Annotated in this window: 23 protein-coding genes and 1 pseudogene; 10 read left to right on the top strand and 14 right to left on the bottom strand. The window is 60.6% G+C overall.

Annotation, left to right across the window (positions count from 1 at the left end):
• The first annotated feature begins 26 nt into the window (after positions 1-26).
• The gene (locus tag AC1D1N_RS29645; RefSeq protein WP_436258608.1) at positions 27-1,733 is read left to right on the top strand and encodes a class I SAM-dependent methyltransferase; all 1,707 of its coding nucleotides are present in this window, start codon (positions 27-29) and stop codon (positions 1,731-1,733) included.
• Between the two features lie 214 nt (positions 1,734-1,947).
• A complete protein-coding gene (locus AC1D1N_RS29640; protein WP_477352787.1) occupies positions 1,948-2,829 on the top strand; it encodes a hypothetical protein in 882 nt (293 codons plus the stop codon).
• Positions 2,830-2,938: 109 nt separating this feature from the next.
• Here the strand turns inward: AC1D1N_RS29640 and AC1D1N_RS29635 are convergent, their stop codons facing one another.
• From AC1D1N_RS29635 to AC1D1N_RS29605, 7 genes are all read right to left on the bottom strand, one after another.
• On the bottom strand, positions 2,939-3,919 hold the full coding sequence (locus tag AC1D1N_RS29635; RefSeq protein WP_436258610.1) for a 2-dehydropantoate 2-reductase: 981 nt from the start codon (positions 3,917-3,919) through the stop codon (positions 2,939-2,941).
• Between the two features lie 2 nt (positions 3,920-3,921).
• Positions 3,922-5,448 carry an acyl--CoA ligase gene (locus AC1D1N_RS29630; protein ID WP_436258611.1) on the bottom strand — a complete coding sequence of 509 codons (1,527 nt, stop codon included), beginning with the start codon at positions 5,446-5,448 and terminating at the stop codon, positions 3,922-3,924.
• A 77-nt stretch (positions 5,449-5,525) separates the two neighbouring features.
• Positions 5,526-7,112, bottom strand: a complete 1,587-nt coding sequence (gene ggt, locus AC1D1N_RS29625) for a gamma-glutamyltransferase (protein WP_436258612.1) — start codon at positions 7,110-7,112, stop codon at positions 5,526-5,528.
• Positions 7,113-7,242: 130 nt separating this feature from the next.
• The gene (locus tag AC1D1N_RS29620; protein WP_436258613.1) at positions 7,243-7,935 is read right to left on the bottom strand and encodes an ABC transporter permease; all 693 of its coding nucleotides are present in this window, start codon (positions 7,933-7,935) and stop codon (positions 7,243-7,245) included.
• Complete coding sequence (locus tag AC1D1N_RS29615) at positions 7,932-8,645, bottom strand: ABC transporter permease (RefSeq protein WP_477352845.1); 714 nt, start codon at positions 8,643-8,645, stop codon at positions 7,932-7,934. The genes AC1D1N_RS29620 and AC1D1N_RS29615 overlap by 4 nt, the downstream gene beginning before the upstream one ends.
• Positions 8,646-8,718: 73 nt before the next feature.
• Positions 8,719-9,570 carry a transporter substrate-binding domain-containing protein gene (locus tag AC1D1N_RS29610; RefSeq protein WP_436258614.1) on the bottom strand — a complete coding sequence of 284 codons (852 nt, stop codon included), beginning with the start codon at positions 9,568-9,570 and terminating at the stop codon, positions 8,719-8,721.
• Between the two features lie 90 nt (positions 9,571-9,660).
• Positions 9,661-10,365, bottom strand: coding sequence for a GntR family transcriptional regulator (locus AC1D1N_RS29605; RefSeq protein WP_436258615.1), 705 nt, complete (start codon positions 10,363-10,365; stop codon positions 9,661-9,663).
• Here AC1D1N_RS29605 and AC1D1N_RS29600 point away from each other — a divergent pair.
• From AC1D1N_RS29600 to AC1D1N_RS29585, 4 genes are all read left to right on the top strand, one after another.
• Positions 10,313-11,482 carry a LysR family transcriptional regulator gene (locus tag AC1D1N_RS29600; protein ID WP_477352784.1) on the top strand — a complete coding sequence of 390 codons (1,170 nt, stop codon included), beginning with the start codon at positions 10,313-10,315 and terminating at the stop codon, positions 11,480-11,482. The genes AC1D1N_RS29605 and AC1D1N_RS29600 overlap by 53 nt on opposite strands.
• A 175-nt stretch (positions 11,483-11,657) precedes the next feature.
• Complete coding sequence (locus AC1D1N_RS29595) at positions 11,658-14,033, top strand: aminotransferase class III-fold pyridoxal phosphate-dependent enzyme (protein WP_477352782.1); 2,376 nt, start codon at positions 11,658-11,660, stop codon at positions 14,031-14,033.
• Between the two features lie 205 nt (positions 14,034-14,238).
• Entirely contained in the window at positions 14,239-15,336 is a 1,098-nt protein-coding gene (locus AC1D1N_RS29590) for a polyamine ABC transporter substrate-binding protein (RefSeq protein ID WP_477352844.1), read from the top strand.
• Between the two features lie 216 nt (positions 15,337-15,552).
• On the top strand, positions 15,553-16,524 hold the full coding sequence (locus AC1D1N_RS29585; protein ID WP_477352780.1) for an acetylxylan esterase: 972 nt from the start codon (positions 15,553-15,555) through the stop codon (positions 16,522-16,524).
• Between the two features lie 486 nt (positions 16,525-17,010).
• Here the strand turns inward: AC1D1N_RS29585 and AC1D1N_RS29580 are convergent, their stop codons facing one another.
• From AC1D1N_RS29580 to AC1D1N_RS29570, 3 genes are all read right to left on the bottom strand, one after another.
• Positions 17,011-17,643: a class I SAM-dependent methyltransferase gene (locus AC1D1N_RS29580; protein WP_477352778.1), complete on the bottom strand. Its 633-nt coding sequence runs from the start codon at positions 17,641-17,643 to the stop codon at positions 17,011-17,013.
• 107 nt (positions 17,644-17,750) lie between these two features.
• Complete coding sequence (locus AC1D1N_RS29575; RefSeq protein ID WP_477352776.1) at positions 17,751-18,164, bottom strand: nuclear transport factor 2 family protein; 414 nt, start codon at positions 18,162-18,164, stop codon at positions 17,751-17,753.
• A 126-nt stretch (positions 18,165-18,290) separates the two neighbouring features.
• On the bottom strand, positions 18,291-19,025 hold the full coding sequence (locus tag AC1D1N_RS29570) for an SDR family NAD(P)-dependent oxidoreductase (RefSeq protein ID WP_477352774.1): 735 nt from the start codon (positions 19,023-19,025) through the stop codon (positions 18,291-18,293).
• A gap of 228 nt (positions 19,026-19,253) precedes the next feature.
• Between AC1D1N_RS29570 and AC1D1N_RS29565 the strand changes: the two genes are divergently transcribed.
• The gene (locus AC1D1N_RS29565; RefSeq protein ID WP_477352772.1) at positions 19,254-20,150 is read left to right on the top strand and encodes a LysR family transcriptional regulator; all 897 of its coding nucleotides are present in this window, start codon (positions 19,254-19,256) and stop codon (positions 20,148-20,150) included.
• Positions 20,151-20,291: 141 nt separating this feature from the next.
• Here the strand turns inward: AC1D1N_RS29565 and AC1D1N_RS29560 are convergent, their stop codons facing one another.
• From AC1D1N_RS29560 to AC1D1N_RS29545, 4 genes are read right to left on the bottom strand one after another with little or no spacing between them, the layout of a single operon-like run.
• Complete coding sequence (locus tag AC1D1N_RS29560) at positions 20,292-20,465, bottom strand: hypothetical protein (protein ID WP_167434275.1); 174 nt, start codon at positions 20,463-20,465, stop codon at positions 20,292-20,294.
• A 34-nt stretch (positions 20,466-20,499) separates the two neighbouring features.
• Complete coding sequence (locus AC1D1N_RS29555; RefSeq protein WP_477352770.1) at positions 20,500-21,627, bottom strand: WD40 repeat domain-containing protein; 1,128 nt, start codon at positions 21,625-21,627, stop codon at positions 20,500-20,502.
• Positions 21,628-21,640: 13 nt separating this feature from the next.
• A complete protein-coding gene (locus AC1D1N_RS29550) occupies positions 21,641-21,964 on the bottom strand; it encodes a hypothetical protein (RefSeq protein ID WP_112566251.1) in 324 nt (107 codons plus the stop codon).
• Positions 21,961-22,434: a hypothetical protein gene (locus tag AC1D1N_RS29545; protein WP_477352768.1), complete on the bottom strand. Its 474-nt coding sequence runs from the start codon at positions 22,432-22,434 to the stop codon at positions 21,961-21,963. The genes AC1D1N_RS29550 and AC1D1N_RS29545 overlap by 4 nt, the downstream gene beginning before the upstream one ends.
• A gap of 555 nt (positions 22,435-22,989) precedes the next feature.
• Here AC1D1N_RS29545 and AC1D1N_RS29540 point away from each other — a divergent pair.
• The 3 genes and pseudogenes from AC1D1N_RS29540 to AC1D1N_RS29530 all read left to right on the top strand — a co-directional run bounded on the left by AC1D1N_RS29540 (position 22,990) and on the right by AC1D1N_RS29530 (position 26,825).
• The gene (locus tag AC1D1N_RS29540; RefSeq protein WP_477352766.1) at positions 22,990-24,663 is read left to right on the top strand and encodes an aromatic/alkene/methane monooxygenase hydroxylase/oxygenase subunit alpha; all 1,674 of its coding nucleotides are present in this window, start codon (positions 22,990-22,992) and stop codon (positions 24,661-24,663) included.
• Between the two features lie 52 nt (positions 24,664-24,715).
• Positions 24,716-25,719 (top strand): annotated as a pseudogene (locus AC1D1N_RS29535) (2Fe-2S iron-sulfur cluster-binding protein).
• Between the two features lie 47 nt (positions 25,720-25,766).
• Complete coding sequence (locus AC1D1N_RS29530) at positions 25,767-26,825, top strand: aromatic/alkene monooxygenase hydroxylase subunit beta (protein WP_112566239.1); 1,059 nt, start codon at positions 25,767-25,769, stop codon at positions 26,823-26,825.
• Positions 26,826-26,838: the final 13 nt, after the last annotated feature.

Here is a 26,838-nt window from a genome sequence, read left to right as displayed (position 1 = left end):
CTAGAATTTGCTCTGGAGAACCCGAAGTGAGTCGAGCGGAAATAATCGCCTTGGTAAAACGCGAGACAAATATGGTCGTTCGGAGCGGCCCTTTCTCTGGTTTGCGATTACACGATGTGCAGACTTGGGGGGGCGGCGACGATATTGGCCCGCAGCTCCTTGGCGTCTACGAAGAGGAGCTCCACGGCGCTCTTTGCGAATTCATAGATCAAAAGCCAAATATTGTTGTCAATGTTGGCTGCGCAGAAGGGTATTATGCCGTTGGCTTGGCGTTGTCAGTTCCAGATGCCCGCGTGATTGCGTTTGACATCGATCTCCGCGCCCAGGAAGCATGTCGCGCCAATGCAGATCTTAACGGGGTCGGTGAGCGTCTTAGGGTCGAAGCAAGTTGCACGCCGGCCCGTCTCCGAGAGATTTTAACTCAAGACCCGGATGCTCTCATTGTAGTAGATTGCGAGGGTTATGAAAAAATACTTTTTGATGAAAAAGACACCGTGGCTGCCTTGGGGCAGGCGAACGTTATCATCGAGATGCACGAATTCATGGACAGGAGTATTCTTCCGCGTTTAACCAACCTCTTTTCGCCCTCCCATCGCATTTCGATTATTCGTAGCGGACCCCGCAATCCTCACGAATTTTCTTTCCTTGATGGATCGAGTGACGCCGACAAGTGGCTGCTGGTTTGTGAAAATCGTCCCGAGTTGCAGCGTTGGCTCGTGTGCGAGCGGCGCGTGTTGCCTGGCATACGAATGTCGGATTTTCAGCGTTCAGCGTCCATAATTCACCAAAATTCGCCCCTCCATCCAAAGCATGGCCTAGGCAGTAACGACGTCGCGGGATCAAATAGAGGGGCCCGCGAGACGGGCCTGCTCGAAGGATCTGGGAGGCTCGGAGCTCGATCTTATGAAATAGGCGAGAGCGGTAGGTTAAGTTCACTCTATCGACCGTTAGTGTGCACAATTGTCTACGGACCTGACGAGTATTTCGAATGCCTTCGCTGGTTCCTTTTCTCCCTGTGCGAATTTGGAAACTATGAGGAGGAAGTTGTCGTAATAACTGACAGATCTATAGACAAAACCGCTAATTATGTGCCGGATAATTTACGACAAAGAGTTATTTTATTGCATACATCAGATATATCGCACTCAACGAGATACTCATTAAATGATCTTGTTCTCGGAGGCTACTCGCCGATACTATATATCGACAACGACGTTGTGGTGGATGGAGATATCGAAAGCACTATTAAGGATATAAATGAATCATGTGGAGTTTGCGTCACCACGGAAATTGAATCGTATAAAGATCTGGTGGCTGATAATATAGGAAAGGTTCATGATACGCGACGCGTTGGAAATTGGTTTGGCTTAGAGCTGCTGAAGACGGACCTTGACTGTGCCAATGAGAAATTGCCGCTAGCCAACTCCGGAATTATTGGATTTAGGAATAAGTATGACTTCGAGATTGTAGCGGATATTGTTCGAAAATTATATAGTCATCCGAGCCATCGGGATTTGATAAAGTATTTTGGTGACCAGCCACTTCTGAATTATGCCCTGGTGAAGACTAAGTTGGGATCATACGGGCCTTTAAGCGAAAAGTGTAGGTTTGCAGGCGCTTGGCACTCGAGTCAGGTCGAGCGGCGTGGATTCGTCCATTTTGTCTGGGCAAGAGGTGAGGACAAATGGAAGCAGATGAAGTCATACGTCGAGTTTCTGCAGGGTAAGGAGTGATTTGTAAGCGTACAGCTGGATCTTTTCTGGGCGCCCACGCCGTCATTTGACGGCTGGATTTACGCCCGTCTTACCCTGCACGCTTAGAAAGCCTTAGGCGTTCGAGTAGGTTCGTCAGCGAAACGACCGCGGTGTGGCGATATGGCCGAAAGCGGCAAGAAGTTGGACACATTAGATGAGGAGGCGCGAGTTCATCACCATGAATGCCGGTACAGTGGTCGCGGGCCTGGTGTACGCAACGTTGATCCGGCAGCGCAACATCGACATGAGACAAATGGCTATGGCGGCACAACCTTCTCTACCAGTAGCGTCGTCCTCGACGCTACTCACCGGGCCGATCGAACTCGCAGGTGATTGGGGGGATACGCTTCCACGTGCGGCAGAGCAGGTCGTCGAGCGCATGCGGCTCGCCTGCTTCGATGGCGTCCGTCTCGTTTCCGACCGCCAGCCAACGCGACTTCGCGTCGATCAGCACACCTCCGGGCAGCCGGCGATCTGGCTGCACCCGGATGGCACCAGCATGGCATGGATCATTGTCGATATCGGCGAACGGGACTGGTCAAAGCTCGCCTATCAGTTCGGCCATGAATTGGGCCATGTCCTTGCCAACAGCTGGCAGCGCGACGCCAAGCCGGCGCCGCCCTGCCAATGGCTCGAGGAAGCGATGGTGGAGGCCTTTTCGCTGCGTGGCCTGGGGCGCCTGGCGACAGGCTGGAAGGAGAATCCGCCATTTGCCGGCGACAACGCCTTCGGCGATGCCATTGCCGAGTATCGTGAGAGTATCATCAGGGGCTATACCGCGCTCGCCGACGGCCAGGGGCTCACTCGCGACGCGGCGGCCTGGTTCGCCGATCATCGCAGCGAAATCGAAATACCCGGCCTCAATCCATTCGCTCAAGCAATGTCCCGGACCATCCTGACTGAGTACGAGGCGGCGCCCGACTGCGTCGAGGCGCTGGGCGCACTCAACCGTTGGCCCGGCCGCACAGGTGTACCGATCGCAGAGTATCTGAAGCTATGGGAGGCGAGTTGTGCGGAACTGCAAGCCTCGCCGCGACTGCCGGTCCGGCTGCGCGAACTGTTGCGCATCACGTGACGGCTACGGGCCCGTACGGAACAATGCGGGAGCGTTGGCGATTCTGGTCCACTAAAGGGTCAATAAAATCAACGGCCTTGTCCGATCCTTTGGGCTCATCCGCGCCCCTTCACCCGTAACACCCGCGCTCCACCGCCAGCCGCCGCAGCAACGCCAGCACGGCATCTATCGTCGGGGTCGGCTTGTCCGTTAACCGGCCAAGTTCCTGGACTGCCGTCACCAGCGCATCGATCTCCATCGACCGGCCGCGCTCGAGATCCTGCAGCATCGAGGTCTTGTGCTCGCCGACATCGCCTGCGCCCTTGATGCGCCGGTCAACCGCTATGGGAAAGCGTACGCCGAGGCTTTCGCCGATCGCCTGCGCCTCCAGCATCATGGTTCGGGCAAGCATGCGGGTGCTCTCGTCGGCAACGATCGCGGCCAGCGTGCTGCCGGTCAGCGCCGAGATCGGGTTGAAGGAGAGGTTGCCCCACAGCTTCACCCAGATCTCGCTGCGGATGTCGTCGCGGACCGGTACCTGCAAGCCGGCCTTGACCATTTCCTCGGCCAGAAGCGTCACCCGTTCGCTGCGCCCGCCAGAGGGTTCGCCGAGCGAGAAACGCTTGCCGTCGACATGGTGGATGAGGCCTGGCGCATCGACTTCGACCGCAGGATAGACGACCGAGCCGATGACGCGCTGCGGCCCGATCCGCTGCCAGATGGCGCCGCCACGATCGACCGCGTTCAGCCGGGTGCCTTCGAGTGGCCCGCCGACGCCGTGGAAATACCACCACGGCACGCCGTTCTGCATGGTGACGACGGCGGTGTGGTCTCCCAGCAGCGGTGCGATCTGGTCAAGGGCCAGGGTGAGAGAATGGGCCTTCAGCGCCAGCACGACATAATCCTGCACGCCAAGCACCTCGGCCGTGGCGGCGGCCCGGACGGGGACCGACATGTCCTGGCCATCCTCGATCAGGCGCAGGCCGTTTGCCTTGATCGCCTCCAGATGCGCGCCGCGCGCGACGATCGAAAGATCGATCCGCCCGGCCATGGCAAGCTTGGCCGCGAGATAGCCGCCGATCGCACCGGCGCCGAAGACGGTGACCTTCATCGTCAAAGTCCGAGTTTGGCGGCAAGGCCGATACGCTGCAATTTGCCCGTCGCGCCCTTGGGGATCTCGTCCAGGATCAGGACCTTGCGCGGCACCTTGAAGTCGGCAAGCCGCGTTGCGGCATAGCTGCGAATGTCGCCCTCGGTGGCACTGATACCTTCGCGCAGCACCACTGCCGCCGCCACCTCCTCGCCAAGCTTGTCATGCGGCATGGCGAAAGTGACGACCTGCGCCACCGCCGGATGATCCATCAGCACGTCGTCGACCTCGAGCGGCGAGATCTTTTCGCCGCCGCGGTTGATGATCTCCTTGAGCCGTCCGGTGACGCGCAGATAGAAGTCCTCGTCGAGCACGCCCTCATCGCCGGTATGGAACCAGCCATGCGCGAAGGCCGTGGCGTTGGCATCCGGGTTCTTCTCGTAGCCTGCCGTCACATTGGGTCCGCGAATGACGATCTCGCCGGTTTCGCCGGGTTCGAGCAGCCGCCCGTCAGGCGCCATGACCGCCACCTCCGGTCCGGCGGCCGCGCCAACGCTGCCCGGCTTGCGCAGGCCCGGCGGCAGCCGGTTCGAGGCCATCTGGTGCGCGGCCTCGGTCATCCCGTAGGATTCGATCACCGGACAGCCGAAAGTCGCCTCGAGCTCGGCCATCACTTGCGCCGGCAGCGACGCCGAGGACGAGCGGATGAAGCGCAGGCGGGCTGCCGCCAGCACCTCTGGATTGCGGGCTGCCCGGGACAGGATGGCCTGATGCATGGTCGGCACTGCGGTGTACCAGCTTGGTTGAGCCTCGCTCAGCCACTGGAAGAAGCGCAGCGCGTTGAAGCCGGGCGTGCAATAGATGCTGCCGCCTGCTGCCAGCGACGACAGCACGGCCGCGATCAGGCCGTGGATGTGGAACAGCGGCATGATGTTGAGGCAGCGGTCATCGGCTGTCAGGCCTAGCGTCGCGCCGATATGGGCGGCCGAGGCCGCGATGTTGGCATGGCTGAGCGGCACCAGTTTTGGACGCGATGTCGTGCCGGAGGTGTGCAGCAAAAGTGCGATGTCGCCGTCTTGCGCCTTATCGGGAACGGCCTGCGGTCCGATCGCCGCGCCCTCGATCATAAAACTTCCGGCCGGTGCGCCAGGCTGCGCGACCAGCCGGAGCACGCCAATACCAAGGCGTTCGGCCACCGTCACCGCGGGGCCGGTGTCGCCCTCCGCAACGAGGATCGCCTTGGCGCCGATGTCGGTCAGGTAGAAATCAAGCTCATCAGCCCGGTAGGCTGGATTGAGCGGCGCTGTCGAGGCAGTGGCCGCCACGGCGACAAAAGCGGTGGCCATCTCGGGCCCGTTCGGCAGCACGATCGCCACCCTGTCGCCCCGGCCGATGCCGCGCTCATGCAGCTGTTTTGCCGTGGCGGCGATCAGACCGCGCAATCCGCCATGGCTGAGCGTCGCCCTGTCGGGTGCCAGGATCGCCGGAGCGTCATCAGCGCCGGCGGCGAGACGGCGGGAGAGCCCAAGGGAATTTTCGCTACTGGCCATGATCACCGACTATCCTTCCAACCTGTCGAAATCCAGCCGCGACACGCCATTGTGATGTCATGGCAAAACCGACCCTATCAATATCCGAGCGCCAACCCGTCCTTGCGCGGATCGGAGGCGCCTGTCAGCGTTCCCTTTTCCCAGTCGATCAGCACCACTTGCCCGCCGCCAAGAGGATGATGCGGCTCGGCTATGCGATGACCACGCTTGCGCAGCCCTTCGATGGCCTCGGCGGGAATGCCGCGTTCGGCCTCCACAGTATCATCATTGTAGAACACCCGCGGCGCATCCAGCGCCTGCTGCGGATCCATGCCGAAATCGATCATGTTGGTGAGCAGGTGGACATGACCGAACGGCTGGTAGCCGCCGCCCATGACGCCGAACGGCATCACCACGCGACCGTTCCTCGTCGCCATGCCCGGCATGATCGTGTGCATCGGCCGCTTGCCTGGCGCGATCGCGTTTGGGTGGGCCGGGTCGAGGCGGAAGCTCGAACCGCGATTCTGCAGCACGACACCGGTCTTCGGGCCAACAACGCCACTGCCGAAGGAATAATAGGTCGAGTTGATGAAGGAGACTGCGTTACGGTCACGGTCGACGATGGAGATGTAGACCGTGTCGCTGCCGGGCAGTTCCAGGCGCGGCAGATGCGTCATGGCGCGGTCGCGGTCGATCTCGGCGCGCAGCCGGTCGGCATAGGCACCGGACAGAAGCTGTTTTATCGGCACCGGAACATGGTCCTGGTCACCGACATAGCGGTCGCGGTCCTGGTAGGCCAGCCGCCCGGCCTCGATCTCCAGATGCAGGCGCTCGGCGCCGTTGGGGTCGAGGCCGCCAAGCTTGAAGCCGGACAGCACGTTCAGCATCAAAAGCGCTGTCAGCCCCTGATTGTTCGGCGGCATCTGGTGGATGTCGTAGCCGCCATAAGCGGTTCTGACCGGCGCCACATAGTCGCCCTTGGTCGCGGCGAAATCCTCTTGGCTATGCAGCCCACCCAGTTCATTGAGCCGGCGCACCATGTCGTCGGCAACCGCCCCTTCGTAGAAGCCGGCGCGGCCCAGCTTTGCGATCACCCGCAAGGTGGCGGCAAGTTCCGGCTGGCGGTGGACATCGCCGGCCTTCGGCGCCGTGCCGCCCGGCAGGAAGATGCGCGCGGCATGTTCGTCCGCCGACAGGTCGGTCTCCGGCTCGGCCCAGTCGAAGGCGACGCGGTCATGCACGACATAGCCATTCTCGGCATAGTGGATGGCGGGCGTCAGCACCTCGGCGAGGCTCTTGCGGCCATGATCCTCCAACAGCCGGCTCCAGGCGTCGACGGCGCCCGGCACAGTCACCGCATGCGGTCCTTGTTTCGGAAGCTCGCTGTAGCCCTTGTCCAGATACCAGTCGACCGTGGCCCTGGCAGGAGCCCGGCCCGAACCGTTGAAGGCCAGCACATTGCCTTGCCCCGCCGGGCTGTAGAGCACGAAGCAATCGCCGCCGATGCCGGTCGACTGCGGTTCGACAACGCCCTGCACGGCGGCGGCGCAGACCGCGGCATCCATGGCATTGCCGCCGGAGCGCAGCATCTCGATTGCCGCAAGGGTTGCAAGCGGATGCGACGTCGCCGCAACCGCTTCGGTGGCACGAACCGGCGAGCGGCCGGGGAATTGGAAATCACGCATTCTGTCTTTGTATCCCTTGGTCTGATGGAAGCGACGTTGCCGCCATGGCGTAACACGACACGGCAACGGATCGCTTCGGCTTCTCGACACTGCGCATTTTGCCAATTCTCCTCGTAACGCCAGACGCGTATCAGGCTCGGACCCGATAAGGCGTTAGCCAGGTTTCCAGCGCGTTCAGTGCCGAGATGATCGTGAAATTGATGGTGAGATAGATCGCGCCCGCGGCCACGAAAACCTCTACGGCGCGATAGGTCTGCGAAATAAGCCCCTGGGCGATGCCCGTCACTTCCATCAGGGTGACGATCGATGCGAGCGACGTACCCTTTACCATAAGGATGATCTCGTTGCTGTAGCTCGGTATGGCTTGGCGCAGCGCCAAAGGCAGAACGACGAGGCGCAGGGTCTGGAGCCCGGTCATGCCGAAGGCAGAGGCCGCCTCGACAAGGCCGCGCGGCACACCCTGTATCGCACCCCGCAGGATTTCGCTGCCATAGGCCGCGGTATTGAGACTGAGCGCGATGATGGCGCACCAATAGGGCTCGCGAAACAGCCACCAGAGCCCAACTGCCTGAAGTGTGGGGCGGAACTGGCCGAGGCCGTAATAGATGAGGAATATCTGGACGAGCAATGGCGTGCCGCGAAAGACGGCAACGAAGGAGCGTATGGGCCAGACCAGCATCCGATGGTTTCCCTGCTGCGCCAGTGCGAGCAACAGGGCCAAGACGAAGCCGATGGCGATTGACGAGCCGGCAAGCTGCAACGTCAATGGCAATCCTGAGAGGAGGGTGGGAATGATCTCGACAAAGAAGGCGAAGTCGATCATGCGTGGACCATGCCTCGCCACGCCCGAGCCTCGCCGTAGCGGAAGACCGAACCGGTCACGGCAGCGATGAGAAAGTAAAGCGTAGCGGCAGCTATATAAAAGACGAAGGGCTCCCGCATCGATCCAGCGCCAATCTGAGCTTGCCGCATCAATTCGACCAAGCCGATCACGGAGATCAAAGCCGAATCCTTGAGCACGAGCTGCCAAACGTTGCCGAGTCCCGGCAGGGCGTGCCGCATCAGTTGCGGCACGATGACGAGGCGCAGGGATTGGAAGCGGGACAGGCCGAGCGCCTTGCAAGCCTCAAACTGGCCGAGATCGACGGCGAGATACGCGCCGCGATAGACCTCGGCCTGATAAGCGCCCGAAATGATGCCGATCGCCAGGACGCCAGTCGCAAATGTCGGCAGCCCGACGAAGCCTGCGCTGCCGAAGAATTTACCGAGCTGCGTCAGGGCAATGCTTCCGCCGTAGTATAGCAGATAGATCGTCAGCAGATCGGGTACGCCCCGAAACACCGTGCCGTAGCCCTTGGCGAGCCATGACGGGAGAGCTCTCGTCGAGAGCCGGCCTCCTGCTGCCACCGCGCCGAAGACGGCGCCGAGCAGGAAGCCGAGGACGGAAAGCGCAAACGTCACGCCCGCTGCCAGCAGCAAGGCGCCGCCCCAGCCGCCCTTGCCCAGGGAAAGGATATGCAATGTATCCATCATGTGAACCGAATCTTGCAGCGCGGCGTCCGGCCGGTCGATTAATACCAATCCGGCCGGACAGGTCCGTCCGTGCCTACTTGACCGGCGTCACGTCCGTTCTCACCCATTTTTCCGAGATGCGTTTGATGGTGCCATCGGCGATCGCGGCGCTGATCGCGTCGTTCAGCATTTCCTTGAGCTTGGTGTCTTCCTTCCTGAGTCCCGCACCCGTTCCGGCGCCGAACAGGCCGCCGACAAATCCCGGACCTGCAACCGTGAAGCCCGAGAATTCGGGTTTTGCGAGCGTCGCGGCAAGTGCTGTCTTCTGAGCGAATATTGCATCGATGCGGCCCGCGGCCAGATCGAGATCGTGCTGCTCGGTCGTCTTGTATTCGCGGATTTCCACCGTGTCGCCGAAGTATTTCTTGAGGAATTCGAGCATCGCCGTGGCCGCCTGGACACCGACCACCTTGCCCTTCAGCAGCGGCTTCAACTTGTCGATCGCGGCCTTGGACGCGGCTTCGTCATCCAGTTTGAATTTTTCAGTCGAAACACCGAGTTTGCCGAGCTCGCTATCCTTGGCGACCGCAAACCCGCCCGGATCGATCGCATAAGGTTGCGTGAAGTCGATGGTCTCGAGGCGCTTCGCCGTGATGAACATGCCGGCCATGATCACATCGAACTTGCCGACCTTCAGCGAAGGAATAAGTCCGTCCCAGTCCTGGGCGATGATGGTGCATTTGATTTTCATCCGTGCGCAAAGATCGTTGGCGAGATCGATCTCCAGACCGTCGAGCTTGCCGTCTGCGTTGGTGAAGTTCCAGGGAGCGTAGGCGCCCTCCGTGGCGATTGTTATGGCCTTGGGCGCGTCCTCGGCCAATGCGGTGTGCATGAAGCCGAGCATGCTGAGTGCGGCCGCAACTGCGGCCAAACGACAAACTTTCATGTGGTTCCCCTTTTTTGATAGGCTGATCGATCTGTTCCTACGTCCGGCCGCATTGCCGGTTCGAGGCCATTCTTGTCCGGCCGGCGTTCGTCACCGGCTCGGACTCACGAACTCGGCCAGCATCGGTGCCGTGCCGAGAATATGATCTTGCATCACCTGTTCCGCATGCCGTTCGTCGCCGGAACGCAGGGCCGCGATCACAGCGGCATGCTCCTCGCGCGCAGAATGCGGCTTGTCAGCGTCATCGAACCAGATGCGCATGTAAGGCTCTATCACCACATGCAGTGCCGAAATCTGGTGGATGAGCTTGGGCCTCCGGCTTAGCGCACAGATACGGCCATGGAATTCCTGATGGCGGACCACCCAGTCGCTGCTGCCGCTCTGGCCCGCGCGTTCCATGCGATCGAGCAGGCGCTCGAACTCTTCGAGTTCCTCCTCATCGATCCGCGGCATCGCCAGCCTGACGGCGAGTCCCTCCAGAACGGAACGTATCTCGAAGATCTCGTACAGCTCATCAACCGTGAGTCCGGCGACGACACATCCCCGATTGGGGCGCAGAACCACAAGCCCGTCCGAAGCCAGGCGCCGAAAGGCTTCCCGCACCGGCATGCGGCTCATGCCGATCTCGGCCGCAATCTCCTCGGGAATGAGCCGGTCGCCCGGTTTGAAGCGACCGAGGCGAAGGGCCCGCTGAACATGCCTGTACGCCTCCTCCTCTGCAGTGGCGGACGTGGGTGGCTCTATGGAAAAGGCTGTTGGCACGTGGCACCCAAAGTTTTTGTATCCACGTATCATAAAATCCGGATTTGGTTGCAGCGTCAATACCCGTGACGGCGACACCCTTAAGCGAAGACCGATCGGCAGTGCGCCTATCCGGACGCGCCTGGCGGGTTCGTTGGCAGTATTGGAGTGTTCGATTTGCTGGAGTGCGGTCTCGACCGGGTTGATGATGCATCATTCGCGGACGTCTCCTCTAATTTGCCATCCGATGCATTTGGTGCAATCTGCTTTCATGAAGATATCGGGGTCCGATCTCCACCTTTTTCGTGTTTTTGAAAGCGTGGTCCGCAATGGCGGCATGTCTGCAGCGCAAATGGAACTGTCGCTTAGCCAACCTACGGTCTCCAACCATCTGACCGCGCTTGAACAGCGGCTTGGCGTGAAGTTGTGTGAACGAGGGCGTCGCGGGTTTTCGCTCACGGAGGAAGGGCGCCGGGTTTACGAAATCAGCACGGAAATCGCCGGGATGCTGGACGCCAACTCGGCCCGGCTTTCGTGCCTCAGAAGCGCTTTGGCGGGAAAGGTCGGCATCGGTATTGTCGACTGCATGGCGACCGACCAAAATTTACGGATTTCTGACGCAATTGCCGAGCTTTCCGCAACCGCACCGGAAATCGAGTTAAATCTCAAGATCATGCGACCCAACGATATAACAAAGGCGGTGGCCGAAAACGACATAGACATTGGAATTGGTGGTTCTGACATCAAAGTCGCAAGCGTGAAATACCAAATCATCTACCGAGAAGAGCATGCGGTGTTTTGCGGATCGACGCATCCGTTGTTTCACCGAAAAGACGAGACGATTACGAGTGCGGAATGCTACGGCCATCCCTGGGTGCACAGAGGTTATTGGTATGGTATTCGGCGCCACCGCTTCGACAACTCATCCGCAAACCGCGTAACCTTTGACATTGAGGCGCAGCTTTTGATGGTTCTGTCAGGCGCCTACCTCGGGGTCCTGCCGCTACACTTTGCGAGCTTGTTCGAACAGCAGGGGCGTCTGCGCCGACTTCCCATTGCCGATGAGGCCTATTTCGCCGACATCGAGGTCGCCACGCGCGCAGGCGAACAGGCTGCCAACGTCGCCTATGTCCGCGACACGATCATCAAGGCACACCGGATGCATTTGTAAAAACCAATGTATCGGTTCTCTGAATGATATTCTTCCCACGCCAGCAGAGGTCTAGCGTCTAGCACGGCTGGCGATGCGCAGGGCAAAAATGCCATCTGCGGACTTCCCTGCCAAATGTGCAGCAGCGATTCGGCCGCCGCGTCGAGCGTTTTGATCTTTGGCTTCAGGGTATGGAATGAGCACAGACGCTCTGCTGCTTCGCAACCTTCCCAGTTTTTCGCTGGAAGCGACAAGGCGCGTCGTCGCGACCCGCTACGGGCTCGAGGGGACATACGGGCAACTGGCTTCCGAGCGCGATCTATCCTGGCGGATCGAGCGCACCGATGGTCGCGACGTCGTCGTCAAGATATCGAATGTAAGTGAGCCTGAAGGCGTCGTGGATATGCAGGTCAAAGCCCTGGACCATATCTTCGAGCGCGATCCGGACCTTCCGGTACCTCGTGTTGTTCCCTCCCTCGCGGGCGCCGCGTATGAATGGATCGAGGACGAGCGCGGCTCCCGGCACATGGTGCGTGTGCTTACTTTCCTTCCTGGGAAGGTCATGGAGCAGGTTGAGGAAGCGTTTTCCGCCGGCACCCGGTTCAACATAGGCGCAATGGTAGGACGGCTTGCCTACGCGCTGCGCGATTTTTTTCATCCATACGCGGACAGCAATGTGCACCTCTGGGACATTTCACGTGCCATGGCTTTGCGCTCACAAATAGCAAAGATCTCCGATGCCGGGCTTCGGCAATTGTGCAAGGAAATCTTCGAGCGCGCCGAACGCTTTACCCTTCCCCAATTGTCGAAGACGCGGCGGCAAGTCGTGCATCAGGATTCGCATGGCGGCAACATCCTGGTCGATCCCCGGAATAGTACCTTACCGGTGGGTATCATCGACTTCGGCGATATGGGCTATAATTCGATTGTCGCGGACATTGTCACTGCCTCCGAGACATTCTCAAAACATGATGACGATCCGATCGCCTACCTTTGCGACGTGACATCAGGCTTCGATTCAACATACCCACTCGAAGAAAATGAGATTGATCTCATCTTCGATGCGATGCTCCTGCGTCTCGCGATGGCCACTGTCATCGTGGAAGCGAGAGAAGCCACGGATGAATCTGGCATCCGCCATATCGAAGACGCCAGCCACTACCCTCGAATGATGGAGTTGCTGAGCCGCCAAGGTCGCGCGCAGGCGGTCCGGCGGCTTCGTCAGGCATGCCGGTTTCCGGTGTATGGCGCTACGAGCAACGATGGCGAGCGTCTCGCAGATGACTATGACGCGCTCAGGCGTGAGCGCGAAGCTCACCTGGGGCCGATATGGCATTTCTACAACAAGCCGCTGCACATCACGCGCGCTGCCGGGGCCTGGATGTATGCCGCCGATGGCACCGCCTATCTGGATGTTTACAACAATGTCCCTCAGATTGGGCATTGCCATCCGCACGTGGCGAAAGCGATCTACCGCCAGGCCAGCGCGCTAAACACCAATACGCGATATATGTGCGACGTGGCGGTCGAGTACGCAGCGCGCCTGACTGCCGACCTGCCTGATCACCTCGACACCTGCATCTTCGTCAACTCGGGCAGCGAAGCCAACGACCTGGCGATGCAGATAGCCATGTCGCTCAGTAGACACGACGGCGGTTTGATAATTGACCAAGCTTACCACGGATGCACCGAGCTCACGACGGCGCTCTCCAATGAAAGCTGGCGTCATCTTCCTGCGGAAGAGCATCCCAAGCGAATTGAAACCTTGATGGCCCCGGATATGTACAGGGGGCCTTTCGCCAACGACCTGCAAGCAGCGGCAAAATACGCTGCCGACGCCGACCGGGCGATAGCCACCTTGAGCGAAAGAGGCCACATGCCGGCGGCATTTATGGTCGACACTGCCTTATGTTCGAGCGGGGTGCTGCGGGCGCCGGAAAACTATTTCAATCTGGTTGCGGAGAAGGTTCGCTCCGCGGGCGGCTTCGTCATTGCGGACGAGGTACAGGCCGGCTGCGGCCGCATGGGAACATTCTGGGGGTTCAGGGCAAATGGGCTACAGGACGACAATGTCGACTTCATAACGATGGGCAAACCGGTCGGAAACGGCCACCCTCTCGGCGTTGTTATTCTCAGCTCGGCCATCATGAAGCGGTTTCTCAATGGCACATACCCGCTTCTGTTCAGCACCTTCGGCGGCAATACCGTGGCATGCGCGGCCGGCATGGCTGTACTTGATATCATCGAGCGAGAAAGCCTGGTCAGGCGGAGCGCTGAGACAGGCGAATATCTGCGGCGTGAACTGCGCCGCCTGGCTGAACGGTACGAAATCATCGGCGACATACGTGGCCGTGGGATGATGACCGGCGTCGAACTGGTGACCGACCGCCTCACCAAAGAGCCGGCAATTCAGCAAACTGGTCGCCTTGTCGAAGACATGCTTGCCCGAAACATCCTGGTCGGCAAAGGGACGCCCAACACCCTCAAGCTCCGTCCGCCACTGATCTGGTCGGGAAACGAGGTCGATATTTTCGTCAGCGCTTTTGAGGGCAGCTTGGGAAGCCAGCAATGAACCCTGCCAGGGACTCAGCTGGAATGATCTCTTGGGCTGATGGCCTGCTTTTCCTGCGCAAGGAAGAAGATTGGTGACTGGTGTCAAGCTGGCCCTCGGACAATCGGGAACGATCGGCAGGTCACCAATGCTCGCCTTGACCTCGAGAGTGGAACACCTGGCCTGCCGGCGGAATGGCAGGCTGAACCAAACAGGAGGAATCTTCATGAAGAAACAGCTATTCGGACTGGCTGTCACGATGACAGCTGCCCTGTTTTCCGCAGGCATCTCGTTGGCGCAGGAAAAGGTCGTCAACGTCTACAACTGGTCTGATTATATCGACAGTTCCATTCTTGAGGATTTCACGAAGGAGACCGGCATCAAGGTCGTCTATGACACCTTCGATTCGAATGAAATTCTTGAGACCAAGCTGCTTGCCGGCGGGTCCGGCTATGACGTGGTGGTTCCCACCGGACCGTTCCTGGCCCGCCAGATTGAGGCCGGCGTATTCCAGAAGCTCGACAAGTCCAAGCTGCCGAACCTCAAGAACATGTGGCCCGACGTGATGGCGCGCCTGGCCAGGTATGACCCGGGCAACGAATATGCCGTCAACTATATGTGGGGCACCACCGGCATCGGCTATAATGTCGACAAGGTGAAAGCCGTGCTCGGCAACGTGCCTATCGACAGCTGGGACGTGCTCTTCAAGCGGGAGAATGCGGCCAAACTAAACGGCTGCGGCATCAATATTGTCGATGCGCCCGAGGAGACAGTAGCCATTGCCATGAACTATCTCGGCAAGGACGGCGACAGCAAGAAGAAAGCGGATCTCGAAGCCGGCGGTGACATCTACACGAAAATCCGGCCCTATGTCCGTACCTTCAACTCCTCTTCCTACATCAACGATCTGGCCAATGGCGACAAATGCATCAGCATCGGCTGGTCGGGTGACGTGCTGCAGGCCAAGAACCGCGCCAAAGAAGCCAACAACGGAATTAATGTTGAATACTTAATCCCTAAGGAAGGCACCTATATGTGGTTCGATAACTTGGCGATCCCTGCCGACGCCAAGCATGTCGATGAGGCGCACGCCTTCATCAACTACCTGATGCGGCCGGAAGTCATTGCCAAGGCAACCAACTATGTCCAAACAGCCAACGGCAATCTCGCCTCGCAGAAGTTCATCGACGAAGCAGTGTTGAAGAACCCGTCGGTTTATCCGACAAAGGAAACGCTCAAGCAGCTTTTCACGATTTCTCCCTACGGGTCCAAGGAGCAGCGCGTACTCAACCGCCTCTGGACCCAGATCAAGACGGGCAGCTAGAGAAACATGGATGGGGCGGCCACCGCCCCATTTTTTTCGAGTGGCGTCTCGGGTGAAGGTCTGCCGCCGAGTGCTAGCCATGCGACAGAAAAATGGCAGAGCGGACAAGGCCAAATATCTTGGGCCGGTAAGATAGATTTAAACCCTGCGCGGACCGAATGCAGAGCCATTCATGTTAATCGCCGACTTTGCTCCTATTTCAACTTTGGAGGGACAATGGCGTTCCCGGATCTGATCCAGCCCGAACTGGGCGCGTATGTCAGCAGTGTCACCATGCCGGGTGACTTTGCCCAGTTCTGGATGTCGACCATCGCCGAGGCCCGCCAGGCCGGCGGCGAGGTCGGTATCGTGCAGGCGCAGACGACGCTCAAGGCGGTCCAGTCCTTCGACGTCACGTTTCCGGGATTTGGCGGTCATCCGATCAAAGGATGGCTAATCTTGCCGACGCATCGCAAGGGGCGGCTGCCCCTCGTCGTGCAGTATATAGGCTATGGCGGCGGCCGCGGCTTGGCGCATGAGCAACTGCATTGGGCGGCGTCAGGTTTTGCCTATTTCCGAATGGATACACGTGGACAGGGAAGCGACTGGAGCGTCGGTGAGACCGCGGATCCGGTCGGCTCGACCTCATCCATTCCTGGCTTTATGACGCGTGGCGTTCTGGATAAGAATGACTACTATTGCCGGCGGCTGCTCACCGATGGTGTGCGGGCGATAGATGCACTCGTGGGGCTGGACTTCGTCGATCCCGAACGTATTGCGGTTTGCGGTGACAGTCAGGGTGGCGGTATTTCGCTGGCGGTTGGCGGCATCGATCCGCGTGTCAAAGCCGTAATGCCTGACGTGCCCTTTCTGTGCGACTTTCCGCGCGCTGTGCAGACCGCCGTGCGCGATCCCTATTTAGAAATCGTTCGTTTTCTGGCGCAGCATCGCGAAAAGAAGGCGAAAGTTTTTGAAACGCTCAGCTATTTCGATTGCGTCAACTTCGCCCGGCAGTCCAAGGCGACAGCGCTGTTTTCGGTGGCCCTGATGGACGAAGTCTGCCCGCCCTCTACAGTTTATGGCGCGTTCAATGCCTACGCGGGGGAAAAGGTCATCGTAGAATACGAATTCAACAACCATGAGGGCGGGCAAGGCTACCAGGAGCGCGAACAGATGGCGTGGCTCGGCGCGCTGTTCGGTGTCGACTGACGTGAGCGGCCCAGCACTGGGCGTTTCACCTTCACAGGGCGCCTCTCCTTGTCCGGGAGACCACGCTCCAACGGGTTATCAGCCGCCATCTTGCTCCACGCACTTCTATCCCTGCAAGCAGCACCCCGGCATGCGCTTTGCGGGGGCGCCTCTAGCCGCTCGACGACGTCGGAGCGGTTTATGTAACCGTCCCGCGCGAGCTTGATGCCATCGGCTTCTCCCTGCTCGGTGTCAGCTTACCCACTCCTCGGCCCCAGGACCGGACAGGCAGCAATCGGCCCCAGAGGAGGGGAGGCCGTTCAGCTCTTTCGGGGGGAACTCCAAAATAGAGCTTCAGCGGCCTTCGCTGCCATCGTCGCGTGGGCCCACCAGATAGGCTCATCCAAAGCCGACTTCGTGGCGGCAAGCGGGGTTGCCTCGATGTCTTCAAGAGGCTTGTTTGCACCCCATTGGGGAGGTCGACATGAAGTCGGCGCCGGGAGCCTGTCAGGGCTTCACGAACCGATAGGCGAAACGATCGGTCTGGCCCTTGATCGAGGGATCGAACACCTTGATAGAGTGCGGATCGTCCCTGTTCGCGAGCATTGTGTTTTTCGCATCCAGTACGAAGCCGGCCGCCTCCACCTCCTCGCGAACAGAGGCAGGGTCGATCCGATGCAGCGCCTGGGTGTCGCTCGTGCCCGACCCAGCGGCGGCGGCGTGGTCGACGATGACGTAGGACCCACCGGGCTTCAGCCGTTTGTAGACAGCTCGATTGAAGTCAGCCGCCGTCGCACCCTTCTTCTGGATTAGGGCGGTGTGAAGATCGTGGTAAAACAGGTGCAGCCACAGCACATCTGCTGGCTGCGTGACCTCCGGCATCGCCACGAGATCCGCCGAGACGGCTTCGACGTTCTCTCGGCCCGGCTCCTTCGAGAGCGTCTGGATGCGGCCAACCGGATCGTTCTTGAAGTCGGCGACTTCGGCCGGCACGAAACTGTAGACCCGACCTCCGGGGCCCACGACGTCGGAGAACAGGCGCGTCCAATCGCCGTCGCCTGGGTAGACGTCAACGACGGTGGAGCCCGCATCTACACGTGCGAACCGGATCAACTCGGATACCTTGGATTGGTCGTACATCGGAATCTCCTTTACGGTTGGGCATTAGACGAGCGCGCGGCCTACAATGGGGTGATTTTCGGCTGATCTACCGACTACCCCCAACCGATGGCCGAAGATGGCCAGCGCTACGCCGGCCCGGACGCGTCCATCTGCGAGGCCCGGGCCAGTGCTTGCGTGTCGACGTATTCCCGGATGTTGGTCAGTCTGCCGTCCCGAACGGTGATGGCGAAGACCCAATTGTCCTCGAACGTCTTGTCCGTGGCTTTGATCTTTCCCCTGGCGAAGCCGGCGACCAGCACCCGGTCCCCCTGCGCCACGAATTCCCGGGGTTCGGTGGACGTTTCTATCGACCTGGATGCCGTCTCAAGCAAATCCGTTAGCCCGGCGTGTCCGTGGCGCGTTCCGGCCAGCGGCCAGTCCTCGCCCGGAATGATCCACTCGATGTCTTCGGCGACCAGCGCCATCAGAGCCTCCCTGTCGCCGCGGCCGATCGCGGCAAAGAAGTCCTTCACGGTCTGGATGTACTTCTCAATGCTCATGGGGATTTCTCCATTTCGCACGGATCGCATCGTGGTTGATCCGATCCGTACATCGTGGCTCTGCCGGTTGGCATGTCGTGCGTTTTGGTTTTTCGTAAAGTTTGAGAAGCGTGGTCCCGCATCGGGTCAGAGTTGTGCCAGGCCGCCGTCGACGGCGACTTCGCTGGCGGTCATGAAGCTGCTGTCCGACGATGCGAGAAAGGCGGCCACGGCGCCGATCTCCGCCGGATCGGCCATGCGCTGGAGCGGAGTCATCGCGCCGTAGGCCTTCTGGCCTTCCTCGCCCAGCGCCTCCTTCGCGAGTTCGGTCGCCGTCGCTCCGGGCGACAGCACGTTGACCCGGATGCCGGTGCCCTTCAGGTCTTCCGCCCAGGTCCGCGCGAGGTTGCGCACTGCCGCCTTGCTCGCGCTGTAGGCGGTGAACCCCGGAGCACCCGTGGTGCCGGCGCTCGACCCGGTCAGGATGATCGAGCCGCCCTGGCCCATCAGCGGCAACGCCTTCTGGACCGTGAAGATCGTACCCTTCACATTGGTGTCGAAGGTTTCGTCAATGTGCTCGGCGGTGATCTGGCCGAGTGGAAGCGGGCCGCCGGCCCCGGCATTGGCGAAGACGATGTCGAGGGTTCCGCGCTCGGCCTTCACCGCCGCGTAGAGTCGGTCGAGATCGGCCAGATCGGAGACCGAGCCCTTCACCGCGCGGGCATTGGGCCCTAGGTCGGCCACAGCGGCGTCAAGCGCTTCCTGCCGGCGGCCAAAGATGAAGACGAAGGCGCCTTCCTCGATGAAGCGCTTTGCCGCGGCGCGGCCGATGCCGGTGGCGCCGCCGGTGATGACGGCGGTCTTGCCATTCAGTCTGTTCATGTCATGCATCCTTCGTTTCGCCGTCTCGTGTCTTTGGCTGTACGGGAAAGTCCCGCGAGAGCCTCAAGATGGGTTCGCCGAAGTCGGGCGGTGAGTGCGCAATCGCGCACATCGGTGGTGCGAAAACGATCCAGCTAGATGATTGAACGCCGCGACGACCGCGCGAACTACGGCCGAGCGTGTTAGAATGGGCTTTGCAAACCGCACTGCGCGGCGCAGGAATGCACCATGATCGACTGGGATGACGTTCGCTACTTTCTTGCCGCCGCGCGCGGAGGCTCGGTGCGGGCTGCCGCCGCGCACCTTGGGGTGAATCATTCAACCGTGCTGCGACGCATCGCCCAGCTTGAGGAACGCCTTGGGGCGCAGATGTTCGAAAAGCTGCCTTCGGGCTACCGCCTGACGGCTGCGGGCGAGGAGGTCCTCGAGCTCGCAAACCAGATGGAAGCGTCGTCGCACCAGCTGGAGACGCGCGTCTTCGGGCGCGACCAGAGCGTACGCGGGCTTCTGCGGGTGACGCTGGCACCGACCCTCGCGACACACCTGCTCATGCCGGACTTCGCCGATTTCGCGCGTCTGCATCGCGACATCGAGATGGAAATCCTGTCGTCCGGCGAGCTGGCAAATCTGACCAACCGAGAGGCCGACGTCGCGATTCGCGTCGTCTACGACCGCAAAACCCTGCCGCTCAATCTTCACGGCCTGAAGGGACCGGAGCTGTTCGGCGGCGTCTACATGTCCCGGGATCGACTGGCCGCATGGCGTGCGGGCGCGCCTGATCCCATCCGGTGGATCGTCATAAGCATTCATGGAATTCCGGATTGGGCCAGCGAGGGTGAGGTTCGCACCACGGGGGTTCCGTTCAGGACCACGGACGGCGAGGCGCAGATCGCTGCTGTACGGCAAGGGGTCGGGATGACGACACTGCCGTGCTTCGTCGGAGATGCCGACCCCTTGCTGGTGAGGGTGCCGGGTACCGACCTGCACATGTACGGAACGGTTTGGCTTCTCACACAGGGTGAGACGCGCAAGACGAAGCGCGTGCGGCTCTTCACCGAGTTCGTATCCCGCAGGCTCGCCGCGCACGCGCCGCTTCTCACGGGACTGTCCGTGTCGCATGACTGACGCGGCGGGTAGCCGATGGCGCTTGCCGTAATCCGGTCGGAAGCAGAGCCGGCCTCTACCGCCGATGCCGCATCGTCCAAGGCATACGATCCTGCACCACAAGATCGCCGGGTCGCCCGAGGAACGGATCGTCTCGTCGATCTAGTTGGTCTTCAGCTTGCCAACGCGATTTTCAGCGATCCAGCGGGCGGCAAGTACCAGCGCGCCCATGCTGAAATCCTTGCCGTGCTTGGCCACCATCTCTTCCGAAAGCTCGGCGAGCCGTTCGAAAAATTCGTCCTTGCTCTTGTCCTCGGCTGTGAGTTCGGTCTGCATTTCATCCCTCCTGTTTCATATCGGACTGCGTCCGTTATTTGAACATCTGCGCGGGAAAGGTGACGATCGCGGCGGTGCCGTCGACGGCGCCCACCGCCAGGTGTCGTCCGTCGCCGGACCAGGCAAGCGCGGTGACCGCGCTGCCCAGCGGCCTGACGAGGAGCTCGTCCCGGCCACCGGTCTGAGCGACTATGATGCGGCCGTTGGCATAGCCCGCCGCAATCAGCTTCTTTTCCGGGTGTGCCGCCACCGCCTCGACAAGAACCAGCCCTGCGCGGCCAGTCTCCAGCGCGCCGGAGGTGTCGCCGCCAACCGGCGGGGCGGTCATCGACCAGCCGGCGATCCGGAAGGCGCCCGAGGCAAACAGCGCATTAGCCGGTTGGCTCCAGCACATTGTCCGCACCGGCGATGGAAATCCCGCAACGATGTCCGCTCGGCCATCGGCCAGACTGACCAGGGCAAAGCCGCCTGTTTCGAGCCCGCAGGCCACCCATGTGCCGTCGCCGCTCCAGCGGATCGAAACCGGGTGCGCTGGAAGGGAGATATCGTGCATCAAGGCTGCATCGCCCTCGACCGCCCGGATCGACAGCCCTTCACCAACGCCGCAGGCCAGGCGCCGCCCGCCCGGCGAGAAGGCGAGGGCCCCTGTCGACGATGGTTCACCCCGCCCCAGTCGCATCGCGCCGCTGTGGCCGCGCGCGAGGAAGACATCATGCCCATTGCTGACGGCTGTCCTGTCCGCCCTTGTGCTGTAGTCGATGGTCACGATCGGTCCATCGATCTTTACCAGAGAGGCCCCGATTTCACCGCCGGCGGTTAGGCCCAGCACTTCGCCGCTGGCCGCTCCGACCAGAAAGCCGGAATGCGTATGGGCGACGATCGGAACATCGCCATCTCCGAATGCCGGCGTGGCGATGAGCGGCACGGGTGGCTTCTCCCTGGGGCGGATCGTCGTCTGGCCGAGATCGTGGCTCACCCTGAGCCGCGATTCCGGCGGCTCGTGATCGGCGACCGCGGCAACAGCGACGGTTCCGTCCACCGAGGTGAAAGCGACAGCCGAGCCGTCGCTGCTGAAGCGCAGATCGGCGATCGCCGACGGTCGCTGCCAGCTGCGGGCCAGGAGGTCGAACAAGGTCAGGCTCTGCATCGTCTGCTGGTTCATGTTCTCTCTCCCGTCAGTTCTTGTTCGCCGTTGCGGCAAGCCGGCGATCAAGCTCCTCGATGTCACCTTCGGCCGCGACGATGCGATCTTCGCAAGCCGCGCATGCCTGCACGATTGCCGTCGCGCTCTGCTCAGCCTCATGCAAGTCCCGCACCAGTTGCGCATTGGCGCCGCTCCTGCCGATTTCCAGCTCCAGCCGCAGCACGTCCATTTCGATACCGGCGCGTTTCTGGTTGAGCCGCAGTGCTTCCGCCGTGAGGGCAGAGACGCTGGCGACGAGATCGAGCCGGCGAGCAAGCAGCGCGTCACGCCTGGCCGTTTCGGATCCTTTGGTCATTTTTCGCTCCCCGAAGGCCCGGGCGATTTTTCAAAAGCCGACAGCAATTTGGGCAATGTGCCGGCCTGCGACTGGAACTGTTTTTCGGCTGTTTCGATGTGACTTTTGAGTTGATCCCAGATGTCGACACGGATCATCGATGTCGAATCGCCGGTCAGCCGCTCGATCTCATCGACACGGAACTGACGCGTCAGCGAAACGCCGGAAAACACGAAGTCGCGCAGCAGGATGGCATGGCTTTCGATGAACAGATGGATCATCGGATGCGTCTCCGTGGTGACGCCGCCGGCGGCGAGCTCGGCCCGGATGAAGTCCTGGAAATGGCTCTGCAGGCGGTGCTGGCTCTCACCCATGAAGCGCATGACGAAGACCAGATCGCGGGGCATCAGCTTGACGAGATCGCCAGCGACGCCATCGGCATGGCTGGACATTGGTCCGGTCGGCTCGCTTGCGTCCTTGTCGTTCGGCATGGTCTTTCTCCAGCGCCAGGTCGGCCCATGGGTCGTCGCTTTTCAAATAGTCTGGAAAGACGAAGACTCAAACAGATAATATGGATTTCATTGTTTGCTGCAGATGCTAACTAGATATGCTGCGTTTGCGAATATATGTTAAATATTACAGGCGTAAGTTACAACTGTAAAAGAACGTTACAGTTGGGCGCCGGATCGCCTGCCGAAAAGGCAACGATCTTGTTTTGAATGCCAGACGTGAGTGCTATTTTAAAACTGGCACGGCGCTTGCTTTGTTCATTTCCATAAGAAGCCCATCGCGCCTGACGCGGTGCCAAAAGAACGAAGGAACGGAGGAAGCAGAACCGCTTCGATACGCCCATCGCACATGCGGTTGGCGCGCCGCGGATCCCTGCCAGACGCCTCGAAACCTTTGCCCCGATCCACTTGAACGGCCGGACCCGGGTCGCGCCTCGACGCGCAACGCATTGTCATGCCGCTCGCACTCTCACTGGCGGTGCTTTGCCGCTTCATGCCGGGGTCAAGGGATCTGCGGCTCAAACCTGGTGGAGGCTTATGACCATGACGTCTCTGACGCTCAACAAGATTACCTCGCAACGCGGAATCTCCGTCGGCGAGGCGACCAAGAAGATCGCCGATCTCGGCTGGAATCCTTCCTACGTCCAGGAAGCAATGACGTTTCCGACCGACTACAAGATCAACAAGACGCCGCGCGACCCGATGAAACAGGTTTTGCGGTCCTACTTCCCGATGCAGGAAGAGAAGGACAACCGTGTCTACGGCGCACTCGATGCGGCATTGCGCGGCGATATGTTCCGCAACGTCGAGCCGCGCTGGGTCGAGTGGATGAAGCTCTTCCTGGCCATCATTCCCTTCCCGGAAATCTCGGCTGCCCGCTCGATGGCGATGGTCGCCCGCATCGCGCCCGGCGAGGAACTGCGGACCGGCTTCACGATGCAGATGATCGACGAGTTCCGCCACTCGACGATCCAGATGAATCTGAAAAAATGGTACATGGAGAACTACATCGATCCGGCCGGCTTCGACATCACCGAGGAAGCCTTCGGAAAATGCTACGCCACCACCATCGGCCGGCAGTTCGCGGAAGGTTTCATCACCGGCGACACGATGACCGCCGCCTGCATGTACCTGACCGTCGTCGCCGAGACCGCGTTCACCAACACACTGTTCGTCGCCATGCCTTCGGAAGCCGCCCGTAACGGCGACTACGCGCTGCCGACCGTCTTCCTGTCGGTGCAATCCGACGAAAGCCGGCATATCGGCAACGGCCACTCGCTGCTGATGGCGGCGCTCAAGGAGCCGGAGAACCATCTCTTGCTCGAGCGCGACCTGCGCTACGCCTTCTGGCAGAACCACGCCATCGTCGATGCGGCCATCGGCACCTTCATCGAATACGGCACCACCAACCGCGACAAGAACAAGGAGTCCTACGCGGAAATGTGGCACCGCTGGATCTATGAGGACTACTACCGCACCTACATGCTGCCGCTCGAGAAATACGGCATCAAGGTCCATCACGACGACGTCCAGGCAGCCTGGGAACGCATCACCAAGAAGAATTACGTCCACAAGGTCGGGCAGTTCTTCGCGGTTGGCTGGCCGGTTAATTTCTGGCGCATCGAAGCCCAGACCGACAAGGACTTCGAGTGGTTCGAGCACAAATATCCGGGCTGGTACGCCGAGTTCGGCGAGTTCTGGAAATGGTACGCCAAGCTCAGCCACAAGGGCGAGAAGGTGCTGCTGTTCAACAGCGACGTCGGCTACGTCTATCCGCACCGCTGCTGGTCGTGCCTCGTTCCCTGCCTGATCCGCGAGGACATGGTGGTCGGCGAGATCAACGGCGAACTCTACACCTTCGCCCATGAGCTCGACCGCTGGACCACGATGGTCGCCTTCAACTATGAGTATGAGGGCCGCCCGACGCCTGCGATGGGCCGCTTCAGCGGCAAGCGCGAGTGGGAGACGCTTTATGACGGTTGGGACCTGGCCGATGCCATCAAGGACCTGAACTTCGTCCGTTCCGACGGCAAGACACTGGTTCCGCAGCCGCATCTACGCTTCGACGACAAGGAGATGTGGACGCTCGACGATGTGCGCGGCAACACGCTCGGATCGCCGCTCAACGCGCTGCGTGCCATGTCGCCCGCGGACCGTGAGAAGCACCTGGCGGAGTACCGGGCCGGCTTCACGATCAATCCCTGCAACTGATCAGGCCAAGGGGGCGGGTTCGTCCCGCCCCTTCCTTTCACTGGAGGTCCGTATGTCGGAAACCCACACGGTCAGGCTCAGTCCGGTCGGCGTCGAATTCGAGGTCGAGAACGGCGAAACGGTGCTCAACGCCGCATTTCGCCAGGGCATCGCCCTGCCGCACGGCTGCAAAGAGGGGCAATGCTCGGCCTGCAAGAGCGTGTTGCTCGAAGGCGAAGTCGACATGCTGAAATACTCGACCTTCGCACTGAACGACATGGAGAAGGAAAGCGGCCACGTCCTGTTGTGCCGTTGCATCGCCTACTCCGACCTGGAAGTCGAGCTCCTCAACTACGACGAGGAGATTCTGGCGAAAGCGATCGCCGTGAAAACCTACAAGGGCCGGATTGCTCGCATCGAGCACCTGACCCACGACATTCGCGGCATCGAGATCGAACTCGGCTCGCCGATGAAGTTTTGGGCGGGGCAATATGTCGACATCACGGTTACCACGCAAAAAGGGGAGACGATTACGCGCTCGTTCTCGAAGGAAAGTTCTCGGGAGAACTCGATTCCGGAGGCATCAGGGCCGGAGCCGAAGTCACAGTCGTCGGACCGTACGGAACCTGTTTCCGCCGCGACGAGCGGCAAGGACCCCTGATCCTGGTCGGCGCCGGATCGGGCATGTCGCCGATCTGGTCGATCCTCAACGACCACCTGAAGAGCGGTGAGAAACGTCCGGTGTATTTCTTCTACGGCGCCCGGACCCGCAACGACCTGTTCTACCTCGACAGGATCGCCGAGCTGGTCGGCAATCATTCCGACGTCACCTTCATTCCCGTGCTGTCGCACGCCAATGACGACGCCGAATGGCAGGGCGAACGCGGCTTCGTTCACCAGAGCGTCGACGCCATCCTCAAGCAACTCGCGGTCGACGGGCAGGGGGATGTCCATGCCTGTGGCCCGCCGCCGATGATCGATGCGCTACAGCCGGTGCTGTTCATGAACGGCTTCGAAACGGAGCGGATCTTCTTCGACAAGTTCACCACATCGGCGGGTGTAACGCCGGCCCATTGAGGGCGGCAACGCGCAAGCCACCACAACTGCAACAAGGGAGAGAGACTATGCCTGCAACCTCGAGTTCAGTCGGATCCGGAGCCGCCGGTGCTGCGATCTTCGCCGACTCCGACAGCCGGAAATACAGGTATTTCGAGCCGAAAGGTCAGCGTGCCACCCACTATGAGGACATGACGGTCGACGTGCAGCCCGATCCGGAACGCTACCTGATCCAGAACTGGATCATCTCCTTCGCCGACGGCAAGGGCGCCTACGTCAAGCAGAACACCGCCGCCCAGAGCTCCAACTGGCATGCCTTCCGCGCCCCCGACCAGGAATGGGAGCGCACGCATTACCAGCGCCAGTCGAAGATCGAGACGATGGTGCAGAGCGTCATCAACAATGCCCGCAAGTCGGGCGCGCCAAAAACCTTCGACAAGGCCTGGGTCAAGATCCTGCAGACGCAGCTCGGCGCCTGGAAACATGCCGAATTCGGGCTCGGCACCTCGCTGATGCAGGCGCAGCGTTACGGCTACACCCAGATGATCAACAACGCGACGCTGACCAACTCTTCCTACAAGCTCAGGCTTGCCCAGGACATCACGCTTTACCTTGCCGAGATCGGCATGGACCTTCCCGACTGGGACGATGAGCTCGGCAAGAAGGCCTGGCTCGACGACAAGAACTGGCAAGGCACGCGCGAAGCGGTCGAAACCATCATGGGCGCGACCGATTATCTCGAGCAGTATTTCGCCATCAACATCGTCTTCGAGCCGCTGGTGGGCGAGGTGTTCCGCTCAGGCTTCCTGATGCAGATCGCCGCCGCCAACCACGACTTCATCACGCCGGCGGTGATCTCGGCCGCCGAGGCCGACTACGAGCGCAACCTCGCCAACACGATCGACCTCATCCACATGCTCGCCAACGACGAGAAGTACGGCGCGGCGAACAGGAAGCTCTTCCAGGGCTGGGTCAAGAAACACGGCGCGCTCGCCGACAAGGCAGCCACCGGCCTGCAGCCGATCTGGTCGATGCCGCATTCCAAGCCGGTCGCGTTCGTGGATGTCCGCGCCAAATCCGAGGAACGGATTGGCCAGATCCTCGGCGAACTCGGCCTCAAGCGCTGAAACAGGGAGAAAT

The organism is Mesorhizobium sp. P2_B5 (assembly GCF_056404775.1).
The sequence above is the reverse complement of the archived record's forward strand: the minus strand, read 5'-3'. Positions and strand labels throughout refer to the sequence as shown.

Bases quoted from the DNA above. Each gene is read 5' to 3' on its own strand.
- ggt (WP_436258612.1), bottom strand. From the start codon at position 7,112: ATGCGTGATTTCCAATTCCCCGGCCGCTCGCCGGTTCGTGCCACCGAA.
- AC1D1N_RS29540 (WP_477352766.1), top strand. From the start codon at position 22,990: ATGACCATGACGTCTCTGACGCTCAACAAGATTACCTCGCAACGCGGA.
- AC1D1N_RS29545 (WP_477352768.1), bottom strand. From the start codon at position 22,434: ATGCCGAACGACAAGGACGCAAGCGAGCCGACCGGACCAATGTCCAGC.
- AC1D1N_RS29560 (WP_167434275.1), bottom strand. From the start codon at position 20,465: ATGCAGACCGAACTCACAGCCGAGGACAAGAGCAAGGACGAATTTTTC.
- AC1D1N_RS29555 (WP_477352770.1), bottom strand. From the start codon at position 21,627: ATGAACCAGCAGACGATGCAGAGCCTGACCTTGTTCGACCTCCTGGCC.
- AC1D1N_RS29620 (WP_436258613.1), bottom strand. From the start codon at position 7,935: ATGATCGACTTCGCCTTCTTTGTCGAGATCATTCCCACCCTCCTCTCA.
- AC1D1N_RS29575 (WP_477352776.1), bottom strand. From the start codon at position 18,164: ATGAGCATTGAGAAGTACATCCAGACCGTGAAGGACTTCTTTGCCGCG.
- AC1D1N_RS29615 (WP_477352845.1), bottom strand. From the start codon at position 8,645: ATGATGGATACATTGCATATCCTTTCCCTGGGCAAGGGCGGCTGGGGC.
- AC1D1N_RS29585 (WP_477352780.1), top strand. From the start codon at position 15,553: ATGGCGTTCCCGGATCTGATCCAGCCCGAACTGGGCGCGTATGTCAGC.
- AC1D1N_RS29600 (WP_477352784.1), top strand. From the start codon at position 10,313: ATGGAAAAGGCTGTTGGCACGTGGCACCCAAAGTTTTTGTATCCACGT.
- AC1D1N_RS29605 (WP_436258615.1), bottom strand. From the start codon at position 10,365: ATGATACGTGGATACAAAAACTTTGGGTGCCACGTGCCAACAGCCTTT.
- AC1D1N_RS29610 (WP_436258614.1), bottom strand. From the start codon at position 9,570: ATGAAAGTTTGTCGTTTGGCCGCAGTTGCGGCCGCACTCAGCATGCTC.
- AC1D1N_RS29630 (WP_436258611.1), bottom strand. From the start codon at position 5,448: ATGGCCAGTAGCGAAAATTCCCTTGGGCTCTCCCGCCGTCTCGCCGCC.
- AC1D1N_RS29580 (WP_477352778.1), bottom strand. From the start codon at position 17,643: ATGTACGACCAATCCAAGGTATCCGAGTTGATCCGGTTCGCACGTGTA.
- AC1D1N_RS29635 (WP_436258610.1), bottom strand. From the start codon at position 3,919: ATGAAGGTCACCGTCTTCGGCGCCGGTGCGATCGGCGGCTATCTCGCG.
- AC1D1N_RS29590 (WP_477352844.1), top strand. From the start codon at position 14,239: ATGAAGAAACAGCTATTCGGACTGGCTGTCACGATGACAGCTGCCCTG.
- AC1D1N_RS29570 (WP_477352774.1), bottom strand. From the start codon at position 19,025: ATGAACAGACTGAATGGCAAGACCGCCGTCATCACCGGCGGCGCCACC.
- AC1D1N_RS29550 (WP_112566251.1), bottom strand. From the start codon at position 21,964: ATGACCAAAGGATCCGAAACGGCCAGGCGTGACGCGCTGCTTGCTCGC.
- AC1D1N_RS29530 (WP_112566239.1), top strand. From the start codon at position 25,767: ATGCCTGCAACCTCGAGTTCAGTCGGATCCGGAGCCGCCGGTGCTGCG.
- AC1D1N_RS29565 (WP_477352772.1), top strand. From the start codon at position 19,254: ATGATCGACTGGGATGACGTTCGCTACTTTCTTGCCGCCGCGCGCGGA.
- AC1D1N_RS29595 (WP_477352782.1), top strand. From the start codon at position 11,658: ATGAGCACAGACGCTCTGCTGCTTCGCAACCTTCCCAGTTTTTCGCTG.